The organism is Ciceribacter ferrooxidans, assembly GCF_004137355.1.
GTDB lineage: Bacteria > Pseudomonadota > Alphaproteobacteria > Rhizobiales > Rhizobiaceae > Allorhizobium > Allorhizobium ferrooxidans.
In genome coordinates this window covers 41,904-61,435 of record NZ_SDVB01000106.1, presented here as the reverse complement: position 1 = coordinate 61,435, position 19,532 = coordinate 41,904, and the positions used below count along the sequence as shown (strand labels likewise).

25 protein-coding genes are annotated in these 19,532 nt (G+C 59.1%); 19 read left to right on the top strand and 6 right to left on the bottom strand.

The genetic code is table 11. The features are described from left to right. Nucleotides 1–81 precede the first annotated feature (81 nt). From EUU22_RS03515 to EUU22_RS03495, 5 genes are all read left to right on the top strand, one after another. Nucleotides 82–1,443 (top strand): aspartate aminotransferase family protein, encoded by a 1,362-nt coding sequence (locus tag EUU22_RS03515; protein ID WP_129330714.1) that lies wholly within the window; start codon nt 82–84, stop codon nt 1,441–1,443. Then, nucleotides 1,440–3,152 carry an acetolactate synthase catalytic subunit gene (locus tag EUU22_RS03510; protein ID WP_165351068.1) on the top strand — a complete coding sequence of 571 codons (1,713 nt, stop codon included), beginning with the start codon at nt 1,440–1,442 and terminating at the stop codon, nt 3,150–3,152. Before EUU22_RS03515 ends, EUU22_RS03510 begins: the two co-directional genes overlap by 4 nt. After that, a complete protein-coding gene (locus EUU22_RS03505) occupies nt 3,149–3,925 on the top strand; it encodes an SDR family oxidoreductase (protein WP_129330713.1) in 777 nt (258 codons plus the stop codon). The genes EUU22_RS03510 and EUU22_RS03505 overlap by 4 nt, the downstream gene beginning before the upstream one ends. A gap of 13 nt (nt 3,926–3,938) precedes the next feature. Then, complete coding sequence (locus EUU22_RS03500) at nt 3,939–4,658, top strand: winged helix-turn-helix transcriptional regulator (RefSeq protein WP_129330790.1); 720 nt, start codon at nt 3,939–3,941, stop codon at nt 4,656–4,658. 163 nt (nt 4,659–4,821) lie between these two features. Then, nucleotides 4,822–5,238, top strand: a complete 417-nt coding sequence (locus tag EUU22_RS03495) for a helix-turn-helix domain-containing protein (RefSeq protein ID WP_165351067.1) — start codon at nt 4,822–4,824, stop codon at nt 5,236–5,238. Here EUU22_RS03495 and EUU22_RS25160 read toward each other — a convergent pair. From EUU22_RS25160 to EUU22_RS03475, 5 genes are all read right to left on the bottom strand, one after another. Next, entirely contained in the window at nt 5,235–5,378 is a 144-nt protein-coding gene (locus tag EUU22_RS25160) for a hypothetical protein (RefSeq protein ID WP_165351066.1), read from the bottom strand. The two genes, EUU22_RS03495 and EUU22_RS25160, sit on opposite strands and share 4 nt — an antisense overlap. Nucleotides 5,379–5,425: 47 nt before the next feature. After that, on the bottom strand, nt 5,426–6,058 hold the full coding sequence (locus EUU22_RS03490) for an acyl-homoserine-lactone synthase (protein ID WP_129330711.1): 633 nt from the start codon (nt 6,056–6,058) through the stop codon (nt 5,426–5,428). 81 nt (nt 6,059–6,139) lie between these two features. Further along, nucleotides 6,140–6,883: a helix-turn-helix transcriptional regulator gene (locus EUU22_RS03485; RefSeq protein ID WP_165351065.1), complete on the bottom strand. Its 744-nt coding sequence runs from the start codon at nt 6,881–6,883 to the stop codon at nt 6,140–6,142. A 114-nt stretch (nt 6,884–6,997) separates the two neighbouring features. Further along, nucleotides 6,998–7,228, bottom strand: coding sequence for a Y4oE-related protein (locus EUU22_RS03480; RefSeq protein WP_129330709.1), 231 nt, complete (start codon nt 7,226–7,228; stop codon nt 6,998–7,000). 133 nt (nt 7,229–7,361) lie between these two features. Continuing rightward, entirely contained in the window at nt 7,362–8,297 is a 936-nt protein-coding gene (locus EUU22_RS03475) for a nucleotidyltransferase and HEPN domain-containing protein (RefSeq protein WP_129330708.1), read from the bottom strand. Between the two features lie 269 nt (nt 8,298–8,566). On the opposite strand from EUU22_RS03475, the gene EUU22_RS03470 reads away from it, so the two are divergent. From EUU22_RS03470 to rctB, 3 genes are all read left to right on the top strand, one after another. After that, entirely contained in the window at nt 8,567–9,295 is a 729-nt protein-coding gene (locus EUU22_RS03470; RefSeq protein ID WP_245484896.1) for a winged helix-turn-helix transcriptional regulator, read from the top strand. Nucleotides 9,296–9,463: 168 nt separating this feature from the next. Beyond that, the gene (locus EUU22_RS03465) at nt 9,464–10,726 is read left to right on the top strand and encodes an 8-amino-7-oxononanoate synthase family protein (protein WP_129330706.1); all 1,263 of its coding nucleotides are present in this window, start codon (nt 9,464–9,466) and stop codon (nt 10,724–10,726) included. Between the two features lie 50 nt (nt 10,727–10,776). Next, nucleotides 10,777–11,070, top strand: a complete 294-nt coding sequence (rctB, locus tag EUU22_RS03460) for an SMa0974 family conjugal transfer regulator (protein ID WP_112690528.1) — start codon at nt 10,777–10,779, stop codon at nt 11,068–11,070. A gap of 93 nt (nt 11,071–11,163) precedes the next feature. Here rctB and EUU22_RS03455 read toward each other — a convergent pair whose 3' ends face one another. Continuing rightward, a complete protein-coding gene (locus tag EUU22_RS03455; RefSeq protein WP_112690527.1) occupies nt 11,164–11,517 on the bottom strand; it encodes a helix-turn-helix domain-containing protein in 354 nt (117 codons plus the stop codon). 96 nt (nt 11,518–11,613) lie between these two features. Here EUU22_RS03455 and EUU22_RS25780 point away from each other — a divergent pair, with 96 nt between their 5' ends. The 11 genes from EUU22_RS25780 to virB9 are packed head-to-tail and all read left to right on the top strand — an operon-like array spanning nt 11,614 to nt 19,531. Further along, the gene (locus EUU22_RS25780; protein ID WP_129330705.1) at nt 11,614–12,135 is read left to right on the top strand and encodes a hypothetical protein; all 522 of its coding nucleotides are present in this window, start codon (nt 11,614–11,616) and stop codon (nt 12,133–12,135) included. A gap of 2 nt (nt 12,136–12,137) precedes the next feature. Beyond that, a complete protein-coding gene (locus tag EUU22_RS03445) occupies nt 12,138–12,809 on the top strand; it encodes a lytic transglycosylase domain-containing protein (protein ID WP_129330704.1) in 672 nt (223 codons plus the stop codon). Further along, entirely contained in the window at nt 12,806–13,105 is a 300-nt protein-coding gene (locus tag EUU22_RS03440) for a TrbC/VirB2 family protein (RefSeq protein WP_129330703.1), read from the top strand. The genes EUU22_RS03445 and EUU22_RS03440 overlap by 4 nt, the downstream gene beginning before the upstream one ends. Nucleotides 13,106–13,109: 4 nt before the next feature. Further along, nucleotides 13,110–13,451: a VirB3 family type IV secretion system protein gene (locus EUU22_RS03435; RefSeq protein ID WP_129330702.1), complete on the top strand. Its 342-nt coding sequence runs from the start codon at nt 13,110–13,112 to the stop codon at nt 13,449–13,451. Further along, nucleotides 13,426–15,825 carry a VirB4 family type IV secretion/conjugal transfer ATPase gene (locus EUU22_RS03430; protein ID WP_205687841.1) on the top strand — a complete coding sequence of 800 codons (2,400 nt, stop codon included), beginning with the start codon at nt 13,426–13,428 and terminating at the stop codon, nt 15,823–15,825. Before EUU22_RS03435 ends, EUU22_RS03430 begins: the two co-directional genes overlap by 26 nt. Next, a complete protein-coding gene (gene virB5, locus EUU22_RS03425; RefSeq protein ID WP_129330700.1) occupies nt 15,825–16,523 on the top strand; it encodes a P-type DNA transfer protein VirB5 in 699 nt (232 codons plus the stop codon). The genes EUU22_RS03430 and virB5 overlap by 1 nt, the downstream gene beginning before the upstream one ends. Further along, a complete protein-coding gene (locus tag EUU22_RS03420; protein WP_129330699.1) occupies nt 16,520–16,753 on the top strand; it encodes an EexN family lipoprotein in 234 nt (77 codons plus the stop codon). Before virB5 ends, EUU22_RS03420 begins: the two co-directional genes overlap by 4 nt. A gap of 3 nt (nt 16,754–16,756) precedes the next feature. Beyond that, nucleotides 16,757–17,692 (top strand): TrbL/VirB6 family protein, encoded by a 936-nt coding sequence (locus EUU22_RS03415; RefSeq protein ID WP_129330698.1) that lies wholly within the window; start codon nt 16,757–16,759, stop codon nt 17,690–17,692. A gap of 36 nt (nt 17,693–17,728) precedes the next feature. Further along, complete coding sequence (locus tag EUU22_RS25775; RefSeq protein WP_129330697.1) at nt 17,729–18,004, top strand: hypothetical protein; 276 nt, start codon at nt 17,729–17,731, stop codon at nt 18,002–18,004. A 4-nt stretch (nt 18,005–18,008) separates the two neighbouring features. Then, complete coding sequence (locus EUU22_RS03405; RefSeq protein ID WP_129330696.1) at nt 18,009–18,680, top strand: VirB8 family type IV secretion system protein; 672 nt, start codon at nt 18,009–18,011, stop codon at nt 18,678–18,680. Continuing rightward, entirely contained in the window at nt 18,680–19,531 is an 852-nt protein-coding gene (gene virB9 / locus EUU22_RS03400; protein ID WP_129330695.1) for a P-type conjugative transfer protein VirB9, read from the top strand. Before EUU22_RS03405 ends, virB9 begins: the two co-directional genes overlap by 1 nt. Nucleotide 19,532 lies beyond the last annotated feature (1 nt).

Below are 19,532 nucleotides of genomic sequence, written 5' to 3'. Positions count from 1 at the left end.
CGAGCCGCATTTTTGTTGCAACAAAATTGTGAAGCTCGTGCAAAGCGAGCGATCGATTTCTCACTTTAGGAATCTGGGATTATGCTCGTTCAAGCAACAAACAAACTGCGGCAGGCGTTTGCCCGCAGCGGATCTGTACATTTATTCAACCGTGCCAAGGCAGTGTTTCCGGATGGAACCACCCGCGTAACGGTGGAGAGGGACCCTTTTCCCACCTATGCTCGACGGGGTGAGGGGGCGTACCTCGTCGACGTCGACGGGAACCGGTTCCTCGATCTCAACAACAACTTCACCACGCTCATCCACGGGCATGGCTTCGCACCGGTGTCCGAGGTCGTGGTTGGTTTGCTGAACTCGGGCACCTGTTTTGCCAATCCGACGGAACATGAAATCGGTTTGGCGGAACTGCTGACCGCTCGCATTCCTGCAATGGAACGTGTCCGCTTCGTCAATAGCGGAACGGAAGCAGTGATGTTTGCGATTAAGGCGGCGCGCGCCTTCACCGGGAGGCCCGCAATCGCGCGAATTGAAGGTGCCTACCATGGTGCCTACGACTGGGCGGAGGCAGGACAAAGCGTTTCGCCAGGTAATTCGGGATGGGATCAATTCCCCGTCGCGATTCCGGCCTACCGTGGTGCACCGCAAAGCGTCATTGATGACGTGCATCTTCTGCGGTTCAATGACGCCGACGGCCTCGAAAGGCGCTTGAGCGCCGTTCGCGACCGCGTCGCCTGCGTGTTGATCGATCCGATGCCCAGTCGAGCTGGTTTGATGTCCCCGGACCCCGCTTTTGTCGCGGCATTGTCGGAAACGGCGACCAAGTACGGCATCCTGATCGTCGCCGATGAAGTGCTCAATCTTCGGCAAGGCTATGCAGGCGCTTCAGCACGGTATGGACTGAAGCCCGACCTGATTACTGCCGGAAAAATCATTGGAGGCGGCTTCCCGATCGGCGCCATCGGCGGACGAGAGGAAGTGATGCGCGTTTTCGGGGCCGAAGATGTAAGGCCTTTGCTGCCGCAGGGCGGCACTTTTTCCGCCAACCCCATTTCCATGGCCGCCGGTCGGGTAGCCATGGAGGCGTTGACACCGGAAGTCTTCGACCGCCTCGAGGCAATGGGAAACAGAGTGCGTGACGGACTCAGGGCAAGCATTGTCAGGCGGGACGCCCCGCTTTCGGTGACCGGCGCGGCCTCGCTCTTTAGAATTCATCCGACGCGCATCGCGCCGACCGAATATCGGGACGCCTATCTGCGTGCCGAAGGGGCGGGTCTGATGCGGCGACTGAGCCGTCACTTTCTGGAATCGGGCATTCTCCTCCCTTATGCAGCCGCCGCGTGCCTTTCGACGGCAATGGTCGACAGCGACATCGAGCGTGTTCTCAGCGCATTCGACGACTTCCTCAACACAGAGATCCAATCCGGAAAGGGGTGCGCGCAATGATGCAGCAGAGTTCAAGCGAAACAGTTGCCCAGCGTATAGCGGCGATCCTTCGGCGCCACGATGTGGAATTTATCTTTGGCCAAAGTCTCCCGTCGGCCGTAATTCTCGCCGCCGAGGCGAATGGCATTCGCCAGATTGCCTACAGGCAGGAGAACATGGGCGGCGTCATGGCCGACGGGTATGCACGCGTGTCTGGCAAAGTCGGTGTCGTCGCAGCGCAGAATGGCCCTGCGGCCACCTTGTTGGTACCTCCGCTTGCAGAGGCTCTAAAAGCCAGCGTGCCGGTCATCGCACTTGTGCAGGATGTCGAGCGCGATCAAACCGACAAGAATGCGTTTCAGGACTTCGATCACATTTCGCTCTTTCAGTCGTGCACCAAATGGGTGCGGCGTGTCGCGGTTCCTGAGCGCATCGACGATTACCTCGATGCAGCCTTCACTGCCGCGACGTCCGGCCGTGCAGGTCCCGTAGCGCTTCTACTTCCGGCTGATCTCCTGAGGGCGCAGGTGCAGGCGCCGGCAATCCCGCGCTCAAAGAACTTGGGTCATTGGCCATTGGACCGTACTCGTCCGTCGGACAGCGCGCTGGCAGAAGTCGCCTCGCTGATTGCGGTTGCAAAGGCGCCGGTTGTCATTGCCGGCGGGGGCGTCCATTGTGGTGGTGCTGCGGAGGAGCTTTCGCTGCTCCAGCAGCAAGCATGCCTGCCTGTATTCACTACCAACATGGGTAAGGGAGCGGTCGACGAGTACCATCCGCTGTCCGCTGGCGTGTTAGGTTCGCTTGTCGGGCCACGTTCGCTCGGGCGTCACTCCTCCGTCTTGGTCGAGCGCGCCGATCTGGTCCTTCTTGTCGGCACGCGAACGAACCAGAATGGCACTGACAACTGGAGCCAGATTCCGTCCGGCGCGACGGTCGTGCACATCGATGTCGATCCGGCAGAGATCGGGCGTAATTACGAGTCAGTTCGACTCGTTGGCGACGCGCGCGAGACGCTCGCGGCTCTGCGCGCGGCGTTCACCGGAGTTGATCTCACGAAACGGCATGCGGATCGCACATATCTGGAAGAATGCATCGCAGCATACTGGAAAGACTTCGAGCTCGACCGCCACGACGTGGCGACATCTAGCGCCAGCCCGATACGCCCGGAGCGGCTCATGTCGGAACTTCAAACCCTCCTGACTGACGATGTGATGATCGTTGCCGATGCTAGCTATTCTTCCATGTGGGTTTTGGGCCAACTGAGAGCGCCTGCTGGCGGGATGCGCTTTATCACTCCGCGGGGACTCGCTGGACTTGGTTGGGGGGTACCACTCGCAATCGGTGCCAAAACCGCCCGTCCTGACAAGGCGGTCGTTGCGATTGTCGGCGATGGCGGCTTTGCGCATAGCTGGGCGGAGCTGGAAACGATGATGCGGATGAACCTTCCCGTGACCGTCATCGTCCTCAACAACGGTATTCTTGGCTTCCAGCGCGACGCCGAGACTGTGAAATTCGGCAGCTATACATCCGCATGCCACTTCGCGGAGGTCGACCATGCGAAACTTGCCGAAGCATGTGGTTGCCCGGCTGTTCGTGTCGAGGATCCGAGTGAGCTTGCGTATCATCTGCAACGCGGGATGAAACAGGGGCCGCTTCTCATAGAGGTTATGACCGACCCGGCGGCACATCCACCCCTCTCCCTCTTCGCCCGACTGGACGAAGCGGCATGAGGTGCCGCGTGGCACAGAGGATCGCCGTCGTAACCGGCGGCACCTCCGGCATCGGGCTGGCGACGGCCCGGTACCTTCTTGAATGCGGACGCCGGGTGGCAATCTTCGGTCAGAAACCCGCCAACGTTGAAAGTGCCGTTCAAGCCCTTTCGCGCGACTTTGGCGCCGAGCACTTGTTTGCACGCGTGACGGATCTGGGCGAGCCCTCCCAGATAACCACCTTCTTTGAGGAACTGCACGACTACTGGGGCAAGACCGAGATCCTCGTCTGCAATGCGGGGATATCGCCGAAGGGGGCCGATGGTCCCACTCCGTTCCAACAGGTCACGTTGGATGAATGGAACAACGTCCTTTCCGTCAATCTGACGGGAGCAATGCTGTGCTGCCAAGCGGCCTTGCCGAGCATGATCGAAGGAGGTTTCGGCCGGATCGTGTTTGTTGGCTCCATCGCGGGACGCGCAATGCCCAGGATTGCCGGCGTCGCCTACGTCACGTCGAAAGCTGCCCTTTCGGGGCTAGCTCGGTCGCTTATCCCTGCTAACGCCCCGCGGGGAATTACTGTGAACGTGGTTGCGCCGGGTCGGATCGCCACGGAGATGGCCGGCCCAAGCGACAGTGCACTCAACCATGCGGCAGTTGCCCGTATACCGACAGGGCGGATGGGCAAGCCGGAGGAGGTCGCTGCCGTGATCGGATTCTTATCGTCCGATGAAGCGGCATTCATCAACGGAGCGACCATAGACGTAAATGGCGGAGAATTCGCGCCGGTCTGAAGTTGGAGGCGGGATGCAGTCTCATGGTCATGTCCTGATCTATACGGGAAACGCCGAGCTTTTCCGCCTTCTTGAGTACATTCTCGAGACGGAGGGTTTTTCCGTCCGACTCTGCGACGATCCGGGCGGGTTGGTGACCGCGATCCGGGCCGAAAGGCCACTGGCTGTCCTGGCCGACTGCTCCGGTCCGCGCGCTGAGGCGCTCAGCTTGTGCCGAAGGATCAATGACGCAGGTGGTGGGCAGCTGCGAGTCGCTGCATTTGCACAAGCATACTGGGCGGATATCGGCCGTGATCTCGATGCCTTGGGTGTCGACATGGTTATATGCCGACCCATCGAACCGCGACGACTGCTTAGGTTCCTGTGGGACATCCGGGCAAACTTGGCAGCCGGCAGCCGCCCGTGTGTTGCGCCCGAGCAGACATTCCGGCATGCGGACGTTGAGATGAATCTCGCGAGGGTTCAGGTCACACGCAGCGGACAGACTGTTAGCCTTTCTGCGTTGCAGTTCCGATTGCTCCTGCAACTCATGAAGATGCCCGAGGTGGTGCATAGCCGGGACGAACTGATCGCCGTGGGTTGGCCACCTGAAACCGAGGTCGAGCCGCGCACCGTCGATATCCATATCGGCCATATCAGACGAGCGTTGAATAAATACGGCCCCGACATCATCCGCACCGTGCGGTCCGTCGGCTACTCGCTTAACATGCCGCCTCAATCGTCGAGGAGTTGAACCTTTTCGAGGTGCCAGCGCTGCATGGCCGTCGAAGGGTACCAGGTCTTCGGAAAGGCGTGGGACACGGTTGTCCGAATCATTACTCGTCCGTGTTGCACAGATTGCTGCAATTGTGGTTTGTATCTATCGTGTTAGTTCAATTTTATGGTGGCTTGTTGGAATGGTAACAGCTCACAAGAAGGGGCCGAACGAGGCTGACGTCCGCGCGGGCTCACGTCTCAAGAATGCGCGTCGCCTGAGGCGGATGACCCAGGCGGAACTCGGGGATCTGCTCGGCGTTACATTCCAGCAGATACAGAAGTACGAGAACGGAAAAAATCGGATCAGCGCCAGCAGAATTGTCGCGGCGGCAAATGCCCTCGGGGTGCCGCCGGACTTCTTTTTCGACGAAACAGAAAAGGCAACGCCGGATATCGCTGACACGTCGGCCGAAATGCGCAAGTTGGTCGACCTGATTGCCGCCGGCGATGCCCTCGAAATGAACAGGCATTTTTCCAATATCAAAAGCCCCGCGCTGCGAAAGGCGGTCGTGTCATTTGTCACCGCGATTGCCACGGCAGCGGATGACCAACCCTAGAGTTCAGTCGGCTGCCCGCGTTCGATATTGGTAAGCTCTTCAAGGACCATGGCCAAAAGGTATATCAGGAACAGATGTCCTCCCTGCCGGGCGGCTTGAACGGTATTCAGTATTTCCTGGCGCGCTTTGGAAATGTCCAAGGATGCCTCCTTTACCGAGGTGGCCATATGATGCCTCTTGTCCATTTCTATTGCGCCGCCACGACAGCCGATGGGGGGCAGTCCTTGAGCACCCGCTTGCTGTTTCCGCGCATGGCCTGCAGCATTTGGAGCGTGCGGTGATCGAATTTGGCAACGACAGCCACGACGCTATCTCCGCCGATTTCTCTCGGGATGCCAAGCGGCGTGACCATGAAATTGAGCTGAACCAATCGCAAGAGCCAAATCGGTTCCATCTCAATAATGATACGGTCGACGCCAGACTCCATGCCCCATTCCACGATGGCGGACAGCAGTGCGTTGGCGACCGGACTGAGTGCGCGTCCGCGCTCGCGGTGGGGTTTTGCGACGCAGTAGCGCGTCCATTCCCAAATGTGGTCACCGACCGGTCGCTCGACTTCGCATAGGTCGGCGAGGACGCTGGACAGCAGATGCGGCTTGGTGGTCGGCAGCATCCGTTGATAGCCGACAACCTTGCCGTTCTGCCTGCAGATCATGTGCAGGGCATGTTCGTTGTCGAACTGGTCGATCTCGCGCTGGTCCGCCTGCGCCAGATCGCGCCAGCCCTTTTCGTCGACAAAGACATCGTGGCGAAGCCGATATGCCTCATCCATTTCGGTCCGGTACAGGTGGATGTTCTCGGTGGTGATGATTTCGATCATGACAAGCCCCCAGCAAATTGGAGCAAGTCTGCTGTTTCAGAATGAGACAAAATAGTAGGGGAATCCCTACCTTGACAGCCGCTAGCTGATCAGTCTCAGGCGGAAAGCTTCGGCGACGGCATGCGCGCGGTTCACTGCACCCAGCTTCATGCGAATATTGTGTACGTGCTTGGCGACGGCCTTGTCGGAGACGCCGAAGATAACCCCTATTTCCCAGTCGGTCTTTCCGGCCGCGATCCAGGACAAGGTATCCCGTTCACGGGCGGTCAGGCGCACCTTCGCGCGGAGTTCGTTGTTCCTGAGTTCCACCGCCCGTCCGAAGGCAAAGCTCGCGATGAGTGTCATCACACCTTTCGCTTCCGGGCTGTCGTCTATGTGGGAGCCGGCAAACGAGAACCCCACATGGCGACCATCCAGAGATAGCAGCGGGACTGTGCAGCCATTGCGCAACGAGAAATCTGCGGCGCTGGCCATAACAAGGCGCTCGTTCTTGCCGAAATCCGGTTCGTTTGTTAACTCGGACCAGGCGAATGTCGGTTGGGTACGAAGAATCCTCCGGATGGTAGGATCTTGGAACAGCAATCCCTTTTGAAAGTAGATCGTCGCCCAATCCTCGGGCCAGTCGGAGAGGAGCACGTGGCGCAATTGCTCACTCGGCAGGGTTCCGGTTTTCGGGATGAAACCCGCCAGAATCTTCTCAACCCCAAACGTGGCCGTGGCTCGCTTCACGGCTGTCGTTAGGTCTGCGTGGTTGTTTATGTGTCGCACATCAGACAGAAACGAAAGCGTTCGATCAAGACCGACGGAAAGCTCGTTCGTCGCCATGTCGACACGTATAACGTGTCCGCCAGCCGCCATCCATAGCATCGTGCAACAAGCAGGCTGATGCAGCGCCCCACTCACGTGTTGCAGAGAAGCGTGCTCCATAAAGATAGGCCGCTATGGGAGACGGCCCTTGAGCCGCAGGAATAGCTCGAACCAGAAGCCATAGTCGCTATGCCGGCGTTCGGTCCATGCCTCCAGAGCGCAATAGGCTGCCGCAGTCGCGGCTTCGTCACCGTAGAGGCGGATCGCTGCGTCGATTACGTCTTCTTGCTGGTGCTCCTGCCAGAAGCCGTCTTTTCGGGGGCTTTGCTCCCCGGATACGGAATTGCAAAGATACTGGGACATGACGAATCTCCTGCCATCCGGCGCAGGGGATCAAGAGTTGCCGGACGTTAGAACTCGGTCGCGCGAGCCACAGAACCTGTGCGGTTCTTATCGTGCCGTCCCTGGCAAACATGTCCTGGAGAGTGTGACGGATTCAACCGTCGGCACTATCCACTTGGATTCGCAGTCGTTCGAGGTGCTCCTTGCATATGGTTTTGACCTGCGCGGTCAGGACTTCAACTCTCTCCGCGAGCCAGTCGAGTGCCTCTTGGCTGATTTCGTAGTAGTCCGAGTACCTGGCCTTCACATAGGCTTCATTGATGGCGTTGAACCAGGCGCTGTAGCGTTGTCTGTCGCGGGGCCAGACGTCGACAAGGCGTTGATCCCTGTCTTCCGCGAGTTGACGCAGATGCTTGAGATTGTGTGAGGGAGGGGAGTAGCTTGTGAGTGTCAGGAGTACGACGGAATATGAGCGTTCAATTGCTTGATGGAGCGTGAACGCTGCATGTTTTCGCCACTCCGCATCCTGTCTCGCTCGTTCGATTTGGAAACCCCCGGTTTCCAGAAGTAGCCGGAGATCTGGCGATCGATTGACAAAGTAATTTCTCGATATTTCGTAAGCGTCACTCGGACCGAGGGGCTTCGGCATCGCCAACGGTTCGTCGTCCATCTCGTAGAGAACGATGCCCTCCTTGCGGATGTCGACGAAGAAATATTGTCCCTCCCGTAAGGCCGTATTCACCTCACGTCGTGAATGGACGATGAAATTCACGGGCGTTTCCACGTCTTGCAGCCGCAAGAGCCGGTCCTGCGCCTTGTGCCAGTAGGTGGCGAAGTCCGTGAGCTTCTTGTTGTTGACGATGATCAGCAGATCGTAATCGGACTTGTAGCCCTTCTTGGTGTGCGGTTCGTCGACCCAGGTTCCGCGGGCATAGGACCCAAAGAGGATGATCTTCAGGATGCGGCCGCGCTTCTTGAACTCGGCCGTCCCCTCCTTCAAGGCGTCCTCGAACTCCTCGTGCAGTACCTCGACGATGCGGGCGAGCTCGCGCTGCTTTCGGTGCGGGAGATGATCGAGGCTGGTCTTCATGGGGTGCGGAGCGGTCCTTGAGGTCATTCAGAATGAATAGCGCCGAATTCATAGAGTGCCTATAGCGTGAGAAATTTCAACTAAAATGTTGCAACAAAAATAGACGCTCTATGGTCGAGAACATCCAGTTTATGCGGCAACGCCCGCGTCCCCGTAGAATTTTGCGGATGGCTCGCGCCATCGTGGCGATGTAGATGTTGATTTTGTGACATCAAAAGTTCGAACAATGACATTGAAGAGGGCTGGTTCACAGTATGAAAGCGCGGAACATGAGACGCTTGGTCCTGTTTGTTTCTGAAAATGCCGACCTCTACATGCTGCTTGCGCACATTCTGAATAGGGAAGGTTTTCGCACCGCATTGGTAAGCGAAGACGAGGTGCTCGAACGCGCGGCGGCAGGGGACGTCACTGCACTCATTCTGGATTCCGCGGAGGGGTCGGATTTGGTCCTGAGAGTATGTGCTGCAATCAAGGCCTCAGAACGGACATCCCAGATCCCGACAGTCGCAATCGTGCCGTCCGGGGACGAGCGCCACTACCTCGCACTGCTGAAAGCGGGGATTGATGAGAATTTCGTGCGGCCGATCTCGCCAGCAAGGTTGTTGGCGTATCTCGACTCATTGAACCCGTTCGACACAAGCGACCATCATCCGACGGACGAGGCCCAAGAAACAAAGGTGACGATCGGGCCGCTAAGAGTGGAAGCCAGGCGCCGGCTGGTCTCCCATGGCGACAACGAAGTTCAATTTGGGCCTATCGAATTCAACATATTAAGCCGCCTGCTGCACGCTCCGGGGCGAGTGTGTAGCCGGTCGGAACTCATTGAGGCGGCGTGGCCAGGGGGTCGCTACGTGCAGCCACGTACCGTTGACGTCCACGTTGGTCGATTGCGCCGAGCTCTTGAGCGCCTCACGGGGCGCACCCTTATTCGCACTATTCGCTCCACCGGCTATGCAATAGAGCTCGACAACGCCGCGGGGTGGTCAATGTTGAGGTAAAGAATTAGCAATTCCTTCACAATTGTCTTCGTGAACATTCAACTGAACGTCTTCGTGAAATCCGAAGCAATAATTTCGAATAATGTTTCGCGTGTGCTTCGTTGAGTCCAGCTATCAGCGAGGTAATGCTCCCCTCCATTGTGTTAATGTCATGGGAGAACATCCGAGATGGCAGGTGAAACGTCAGGGCAAGCGAGATTGCCAACCAAGAGTATCCCAAGGAACACTGCGAGTTTAATCCAGCACGCCCAAACCCACTTCGATGCCGCGCATTTTCACGGTTTGATGGCGATCTACGGGCGTCCCCTCGGCGATCGCGCTGTGGCGCTTCGCCATGATGGGGGGCGCCGGGTCGTCGACTTCGTGCGTTGTTCATATCTCGGCTTGGACAATCATCCGCAGATCGTCGCGGGTGCCATTGAGGCTCTGAAAGAGTACGGGGCGCTTCATTGGTCATGCGCCAGGACGCGCCTTAACTTTTCAATCCTCGGCGAACTGGAGGAAGCGTTGTCGGACTTGTTTCGTGCTCGGGTGATTACCTATACCACTGTCCTTGCTGCAAACATGGGCGCATTACCGCTAATCGCTTCTGGGCACCTGACCGGTGGCATCAAGCCCGTGATGGTGTTCGACCGCTTCGCCCATGCGACGCTCGCCTTTCACAAGGGGACTATTGCTGCCGAAACCCGCGTCGCGACAATTGCGCACAACGATCTCGATGCCCTGGAAACCCTGTGCCAGGCCAACAGTTCCGTCGCGTTCGTCTGTGACGGCGTATACTCAATGGGCGGAAACGCGGATATTGCACAACTGCGACGGCTGCAGGACCGGTATGGCCTCTTTCTCTATATAGATGATGCGCACGGCATTTCGATCTTCGGAGAGCATGGCGAGGGCTTTGCACGATCTCAGATCCAAGGTCCGCTGGGTGAACGAACGATCATCGCAGCTTCGCTCGGAAAGGGTTTCGGCGCCTCCGGCGGTCTGCTGATGCTTGGTACCGCGAGGCAAGAGGAACTGTTCCGGAGATTTGCCGTCGCTCACGCGTTTTCGGCGTCGCTGAATGTTGCGGCCATCGGGGCGGCAATGGCATCGCAGGTGCTGCATCGGACCGACGAACTCGCCAAGCTGCAACAGAGGCTCAGGAGTCGAACCGCACTGTTCGATAGCCTCGTCGCAACGGGGCTGCAAGGTTCTCCCTTGCCGATCCGAACGGTGGAGATAGGAGACGAACTGACGGCGATTGCAGCGGCACGCGGGTTGCTCGACCGGAGCTTTTACACGTCAGCCATTTTCTTTCCGACAGTCGCGCGGGACCGCGCAGGGTTGCGGCTTTGCCCTACGGCTGGACACTCGGAAGAGGATATCCGGGCTGTTGGAGGCGCGATCAACAATGTCTTGGTGGAGTTGGAAGAAGCTCGTCGACCTTAGGGACTGGTCGACATTCTGGATTCGCCATTGAACTCACTCGGCGGGCGTTCATGCGTGCACATATCTCGGAGTGTTGCGTCTATCTCCCAAATCCAAAGAGCCTGATCGAGAATATCTCCCCTCGCATCTCCGCGTTGGGCGTGTCGATCGTGGACAATGGTATGGAGAGGGTCTTCCTGTTCGATGACGGCCAGGCTGTCGCGAAGGCTGTCGACGGTCGACTCCTGATGCGAGTCGACGCCACAACGGTCATTGCTTCTCACGCTATAAGGATTGTCTTGGAGGTGAGCATTTTCGATGCGTCGGCACTGGCTCCTGCCAAATTCGTGTGGCTCCCGGTTTGAGAAGGGTTCACGATCGCGCGAACGATGCCAAGCCGAATCAAAGTCACCTATTTTGGAAACTTTCTTTGCCAGGACGGTGACTGGGAGAACCTTTCAAGTCGGTTGAAAGCTGCGTATCTTCTCAAAGATCTCCGGCGCAATCTCGAACTGACGTGCTTTGCCGCGGCCCATCGAATTCTTCACAAACGTCTCGGTCAGGAGGCCGCGTTTGACTAGGGGATCAACCGTCTCGGCAACGCCAGTGCGCGTTAATTTCGTTGTTTCTGTTATATTTGAGATAGTTAGTGCCTGATGCCCTTGATGCATGATGTAGAGGATGCTCATCATGCCAATCTGCTTCAATCGCGATTGGGGCGTTTCGTCCTCCATTGGATTATCCAGGATTTCGCGGAATATGAAGGCTGAGAAGGCAAGGTTGTGCCACTGGGCGTTGAGGGCTCTTGTCATTTTCATAACTGCATCATATAAGTGTGTATAAGTTCAAGAGGTGCCGAGCGTTGGCCGCGACAGCGAACCGCGCTCCGGTTTCGGAGGGTGTTGCATATGAGAAGCCTTCTGATTGGGTCGTTCTTCTTGATGGCCAACATCATTTCACCATACCTCATTTCGGCCGGCAACGCGCGCGCCGGCGACTGGGGATGCGAGGTTATCCTATGCCTTTCCAATCCCGGCGGCCCGACGCAATACGCCGAATGCCGTCCACCGGTCGAAAAGCTGTGGCGCGAACTTGCGAAAGGCCGTTCATTTCCGAGCTGCAGCGGTGTGGGATTCCATGCGTCTCAGTCGGGATATGAGCCTTATTATTGCGATGAGGGCTACCGGCTGACATTTCGCTACGGCGACCGTGGACGGGAGGCGATCTGTGTCTCGACCACCCCGCGGACAGTCCCACACAATGAATGCTACGCCGACCGAGATGGTGCGGAATCTTTCACCGGATGGCGTAGGAATGGCGGAGAACGTCCATGCCGGCGATACGTGACCACGCGGCCGAACGTCCGCCCGCAACCCCATTATGTCGACGTGACGATCGATGGCGTCGGCAAACAAAGGGTGTGGTACTGAGCATGCCTGTTGCTTTCCTCGATCTGACCCAAGCTTGCGCACCCATAGTTGCGGCCGAGACACTCGCAGGCGTCGTCAGCCTTGAAAGTCGATTCGAACCATTCGCCATTCGCATCAATAGCGGAGCGCCGCTCGCCACGCAGCCGAAGTCAAAGGCTGAGGCCATCGAGGTTGCGACGACACTCGCGGCAGAGCGGCGCGATATTCAACTCGGCCTCGGAGGGGTAGGCATGGAGGAGCTTCGTAAGCTGAAGCTCTCGATCGCCGATGCGTTCGATCCGTGTGTGAACCTTCAAGCCACCGCGACGCTACTCGACGAATATTACCGGCTCGCGGTGAAGGCCGGCGCGGATCCGAGCCAAGCCGAGCGGATCATGCTGCAATCCTACTACGGCCGGGACGATCCCTCCGTCGGCGCCATAGTCCAATACGACGAGCAAGTCCGCGAAGAAGTGAGGCGGCTCGGCAAAACCCTTGCGACTGTCGTGATCGGAGATGGGGGACAGGGGAGGAGGCTTACCGAAGCTAGCACTGTCGATGTGGCGGGTGCGGAGGCGAGGGGCGACCGGCCTGTCGACGAGACAGCAGCGGCGCCGTCGTGGGATGTTTTCAGTTCGCGACGGAAATCTTCCGTCCTCGTGTTTCAGAACAGTCAAATGGAGCAGAGTGAATGACCTTCAGTCCCCGTATCCGCCCGATCGCCGCATCCGCTGTCATGGCAGCGGCCATCGTGGCCACCATGGTCGAGCCCGCCTTCGCGCAGGCCGCCGGCATCGAAACCGTGTTGCAGAACATCGTCGATATGCTGACCGGCAACATCGCCAAGCTGCTGGCGGTCATCGCGGTGATCGTGATCTGCATCGCCTGGATGTTCGGCTACATGGATCTGAGACGGGCAGGATTCTGGATCATCGGCATCGGCGGCATCTTCGGCGCCACCGAACTCGTCAACACTATCGTCAGAAGCTGACGCCATGGCGAACGCACGGCCGGCGCTCGAGGAAGATACGCTGTTCATTGCCTGCACCCGGCCGGCGATGATCGCCGGCGTAACGATGGAAGCCATGGGCATGAATATCATGCTGACGACCATCCTCTACATCGTCGCCGGCTCGATCGCCTACGCTCTCGTCGGTGTCGTCATGCACCTGGTGTTCCGCGCGCTCGTCAAACACGACCACAACATGTTTCGCATCTTGCTGGCCTGGGTGGAGACACGCGGTCGGTCGCGCAACAGCGCCTATTGGGGCGGCACAACGCTTAGCCCCCTGAAGCTTGCCCGCAAATACGATGAAAGGGACCTCGGATTTGCTTGAGCGTACCACACTCAGATCTCGCGAACTCGGTCCGGAGACCTTCATCCCCTACGTTCGCCATGTCGACGAGTCGACAATTGCGCTCGATTCCCGGGCGCTGATGGTGATGATCGCGCTCGAAGGCGTCTCGTTCGAGACCGCGGATGTTCTCGACCTGAATGCACTGCATCGCGACCTCAACACGCTTTATCGGAACATCGCCGACGAGCGGCTTGCCTTGTGGACGCATCTCATCCGCCGTCGCGACAGCAGCTATCCGGATGGCACGTTCGCCACACCGTTCTCGGCCGCGCTCAACGATAAGTATCGCGCGCGAATGGTGGGCGAGGACCTGTTCCGCAACGACCTCTATCTGACGATCCTCTGGTCTCCGGCGCGCGATCCGGCCGACAAGGCGGCTAAGCTATTGGCGCGCCTGCGTCGGGCCCGCCGCGCGCGGGCCGAACTCGATGAGGAAGCCCTCAAGCATCTCCGCGACAAGGTCGTCGACGTCACGGCGGCGTTGAAGCGCTTCAGGCCTCGCGTGATGTCACTCTACGAGAGCGATGGCCTGCTGTTCTCGGAGCCGAGCGAAGTGCTTCATCAGATCGTCGGGGGCCGGTGGGAGCCGGTTCCCTTAACTGAGGGGCGTGTCGCGTCGGCGATCTACTCGGATCGTGTCATCGTCGGCCGCGAAACGATCGAAATACGCCACGAGGCTGAAAGCCGCTTTGCCGGCATGTTGAGCTTCATGGAATATCCGGCCCGTACGAGGACCGGCATGCTCGATGGCGTGCTCACCAGTCCTTCCGAACTGATCCTGACACAGTCATTCTCCTTCGTCTCGAAGGCGGACGCCCGCGTGATCATGGGCCGCAAGCAGAACCAGATGGTCAGTAGCGGCGACAAGGCGGCCTCGCAGATCGAGGAGCTCGACGGGGCGATGGACGATTTGGAGTCCAACCGCTTCGTGCTCGGCGAGCATCATCTCTCGCTTTCCGTCTTTGCCCCATCCGTGAAGGAACTGACGGACAATCTCGCCAAGGCACGCGCCAGCCTGACCAGTGGCGGCGCGGTCGTTGCGCGCGAGGACCTTGGTCTCGAGGCGGCCTGGTGGGCGCAACTGCCGGGCAATTTCCGCTATCGCGCTAGGTCTGGCGCGATCACGTCGCGGAACTTCGCCGCTCTGTCGCCCTTCCACTCCTATCCGATCGGTCAGAAGGACGGCAACGAATGGGGGGCTGCCGTCGCCCTGCTCAAGACCGCATCCGGGTCACCGTACTACTTCAATTTCCATTACGGCGATCTCGGGAACACCTTCGTCTGCGGACCGTCCGGCGCGGGCAAGACCGTGCTACTCAATTTCACGCTGTCGCAGCTCGAAAAGCACGATCCGCACGTGGTGTTCTTCGACAAGGACAGGGGCGCCGATCTCTATGTGCGCGCCGCCGGCGGCACCTATCTGCCCCTCAAGAACGGCGTCCCGACCGGCTGCGCCCCCTTAAAGGCCCTCGACCTGACACCAGAGAACAAGGTGTTCCTGACGCGTTGGGTCGGCAAGCTCGTTGGATCGTCGTCGCGCGAACTGTCCGTCACCGAACTCCGCGATATCGCGTCCGCCGTCGACGGCCTCGCCGACCTGCCGGTCGAGCGTCGGACGATCGGCGCGCTCAGGACCTTTCTCGACAACACGAACCCAGAAGGGATTGCGGCAAGGCTGCGGCGATGGGAGAGGGGCGGCCCACTCGGCTGGGTCTTTGACAACGTCATCGAGGAAATCGGTTTCGGCGAATTCGGCATCGGTGGCAAGTTCGTCGGTTACGACATGACCGACTTCCTCGACAACGAGGAGATTCGCACGCCCCTCATGGCATACCTCTTTCATCGCGTCGAGCAACTGATCGACGGCCGCAGGATCATCATCGTCATCGATGAGTTCTGGAAGGCGCTCCAGGATGAAGGGTTTCGCGATCTCGCCCAGAACAAGCTCAAGACGATCCGCAAGCAGAATGGGCTCATGCTCTTCGCCACGCAGAGTCCACGGGATGCGATCGTTTCGCCGATCGCTCACACCATCATCGAGCAGTGCCCGACCCAAATCTTCCTGCCGAACTCCCGCGGCAATCGTGCCGACTATGTCGATGGCTTCAAATTGACCGAGCGCGAATTCGAGCTGGTCGCGCGCGAGCTCTCCATCGAGAGCCGGCGGTTCGTGTTGAAGCAGGGACATAACAGCGTCGTCGCCGAGCTGGATCTCAAGGGCTTCGACGACGAACTCGCGATCCTCTCCGGACGAACCGCCAATGTCGAACTTGCCGATGCGGTCCGTGCAGAGGTCGGCAACGATGCCAGGAATTGGCTTCCCGCTTTCCAGCAACGAAGGAGTGCGAGCTGATGGCTTCCTTTCGAATTAATTGTGTGGTGATTGCCTCTGCGCTCATTCTTCCCGCCGCCGGTGCGGCAGGGCAGGGGATCCCGGTGATCGACCAGACGGCGATCGCCAAGCAGATCGAGAGCATCACGCAGCTGAAAAACCAACTCGATGCGCTCAATCAGCAGATCGAGCAAGCACAGCAGCTCTACGGTTCGCTCAACAAACTGACCGACATGGCGGATGTTGCCAGCGTCCTTAACGATCCCGCCATTCGTCAAGCGTTGCCGACGGACTTCAGCGCCATCGAGGGCCTGTTCAATGGAAACGGTACGGGCGTCTTCGCTGACTCGTCCTCAAAGTTCCTGGAGAGTAATTCGACCTATCGCACCAGCGCCGACGACTTCTATGCGCAAGAGCTTTCGCGCATCCAGAACAAAAACGCTGGGCAGATGAGCCTTGGCCAGCAGATTTATGATGCCGCGACCAAGCGTATCGACGGCATCGATGAGTTGCGCGAGAAGATATCGACCGCAAGTAACGCAAAGGAAATCGCCGACCTTCAGGCGCGGCTGCAAGCTGAGCAGGCCTTCCTTCAGACTGATGTGTTGCGGATGGAGGGGCTCCGCATGGTGCAGCAGGCGCTGGTTCAGGTCGATGAACAGCGCAAGGCCGAGGACTGGCGCCAGCGCATGGACGCGATGGGGGAGGCATTACAATGAGATCGCGGATCGCGTCTATTTCTCTCCTCCTTCTGGCCGGCTGCACGGAAGATGCGGAGCGTGTTTACACAGTGGATGAACTGATGGCCGACGAGGCGCTGCTTGCTGAGTGGGTCGACAAATGCCGCAGCAATCCGGGACTGTTAGGCGATATGCCGAACTGCCAGAATGCCGCTGCCGCAGACTTCAAGACGCGCCTCGGCAGGATGGGGAAGGCACCGGGAGGCTAAGGCATGTACCAGGTGTTTGCCTTCATCGACCAACAGTTCAAGACGCCACTCGAAACCTTTGTTTCAGATGGAACTTCGAACATCTCCGAGTGGGCCTCTGGCCCTCTGACGGTCGGGGTGACTCTTTACGTTGTCCTCTACGGATACCTTGTGCTCCGCGGCTCGGTTCCGGATCCAATCCTCGACTTCGCATTCCGCGCAATCAAGCTCGCCATCATCGTGATGCTGGTGAAGAACGCCACTGACTACCAAACCTATGTCTCGAACATCTTCTTTGACCTACTCCCGCGCGAGATCTCCCAGGCTCTGAACACCGGTATGGCGCCGAGCGCCTCGGCCTTCGACAGTTTGCTGGATAAGGGACAGAACTGTGCCAAGGAGATCTGGGCTCGGGGCTCGTGGCCCATCGATATCGTCACCGGCGTCGGCGGCATGATGGTGATCGCCGCTAGCTTCATCGTTGCCGGGATCGGCTACATCGTCTCCCTCTATGCACGGCTCGCGCTCGCCATTGTGCTCGCGATCGGGCCGGTTTTCGTGGCGCTCGCGATGTTCCAGTCGACGCGGCGCTTCACCGAAGCGTGGATCGGGCAACTAGCGAACTTCGTCATCCTCCAGGTCCTTGTCGTCGCCGTCGGCTCTTTGCTGATCACCTGTATCGAAACCACCTTCACGGCGATCGAGGGGTATAGCGACGTGCTGATGCGGCCGATCGCGCTTTGCGCCATATGCCTGGCCGCCCTCTACGTCTTTTACCAGCTTCCCAACATTGCCTCTGCATTGGCTTCTGGCGGGGCGTCGTTGACCTACGGCTACGGCGCGGCACGCGACGCCCACGAAAGCACGCTCGCCTGGGCGGCATCCCATACCGTCCGAGCGGCCGGACGCGGTGTCCGCGCCGTTGGTCGAACCTTCACCTCGAAAGGCGCCGGATCATGACGCTTTTCGCACGAACAAGAAAAAGGCTCTTCCGAAATGATCAGAACAATTCCGTTGCTCTGCATGGCGGCCGCCTTAAGCAGCTGCGCATCGCTGACCTATCCGCTCCCGAAATGCGACGGTTATTCGCGCCGCCCCCTCAATCGCTCGATGTGGCAGTGGGAAGACGATAGCAGTCTCAGGCAGAAGCAGTCCGATACACGACCGACGGCTTCTCGGTCTGTTGCTGCCGCTTATGTCGAAGAGGGCAGGGAACCTCCCGTCTCCGCTAATCTAGACATCGACGCCTCCTATCGTCCATGCGAGGGCTGAGACGATGGTTTCGGGGGACGAACTCAAGGCATATTTCGAGAAGGCGCGGCGCTTCGATCAGGACCGCATGATCGAGGTCGAACGCTCGGCGCGCATCGCCTGGTCCATTGCCATCGTAGCCAGCATCCTTGCCGGTGCTTCGATCTTCGCCGTCGCCGGCCTGACGCCACTCAAGACGGTGGAACCGTTTGTTGTGCGGGTCGACAATTCGACGGGCGTCGTCGATATCGTCTCGGCGTTGACATCGACCGCCGGCACTTACGACGAGGCCGTGACCAAATACTTCGCCGCAAAATATGTCCGCGCCCGGGAGGGCTATGTCTGGAGCGAGGCGGAGGAGAACTTCCGCACCGTCGCGCTTCTCTCGACGCAGCCGGAGCAGGCTCGGTTTTCGGCGATCTATCGCGGCAGCAATCCGGAGTCGCCACAGAACATCTACGGGCGCGGCGCCACCGCGCGCATCAGCATCGCCTCGATCTCGCTGATCAATCCGCATGTCGTATCCGTCCGCTACATGCGCACGGTCACCCGCGGAGAAGAAGTCCGGACAACCCATTGGGTTGCGTCGCTCACCTTCTCCTATGCAAACGCGCCGATGTCGTCGACGGATCGGCTGGTGAATCCTCTCGGGTTTGCGGTCAGCGAATACCGAGCCGATCCGGAGGCGATCAACTGATGCGAAGTATTTTGGTCACCACCCTCCTCCTGACGGCCTCCGCCTCCACGGCGCTTGCCCTCGAAATTCCGCGCGGCGCGTCGCAGGACAGCCGCGTCCGTTTCGTCGACTACCAGCCCTACAACATCACCCGCATTATTGGCTCGCTACGCTCCTCGGTGCAGGTGGAATTCGCTCCCGACGAGGAGATCGCGCATGTCGCGCTCGGCAACAGTGTCGCATGGGAGGTCGCGCCGGCGGGCAACATCCTGTTTCTCAAACCGCGGGAGAATCAGCCGGTCACCAATATCTCTGTCGTCACCACCCGGCGCGACGGATCGACCCGCAGCTACCAGATGGAGTTGACGGTGCGGGATGGGAAGGTGGAGGTCGGTCAAAACACCTACTTCTACGTCAAGTACCGCTATCCCGCCGACGAGGTCGAACGACGGCGACAGGCTGCGGCGGCGCGAGCGATTGCCGCGCAGGCGAAGGAGGTCGACAATGTGCTTGCTCTTCATGAAGCCTTTGGGCCGCGGAACTGGCACTACTCGGCGCAAGGCGCACAGGCCTTGGAGCCGCAATCGGTCTACGACAATGGCAAGGTCACGACCTTTGCCTTCGTTGGCAATCAGGAGATGCCGGCCATCTACATCGAGAACTCGGACGGCAGCGAGAGCCTGGTCCCGAAGTCGGTCGACGGCAATCTCGTGTTGGTCCACGCCATCAGCCGGAAGTTCATCCTGCGCAGGGGAGGGGACGTGCTTTGCGTCTTCAACGAGGCCTACGACCGCGTCGGTATTAATCCCGACACCAGCACCACCTCGCCATCCGTCGAGCGCGTCGTGAAGACCGACGTCACAGCACAGTAGG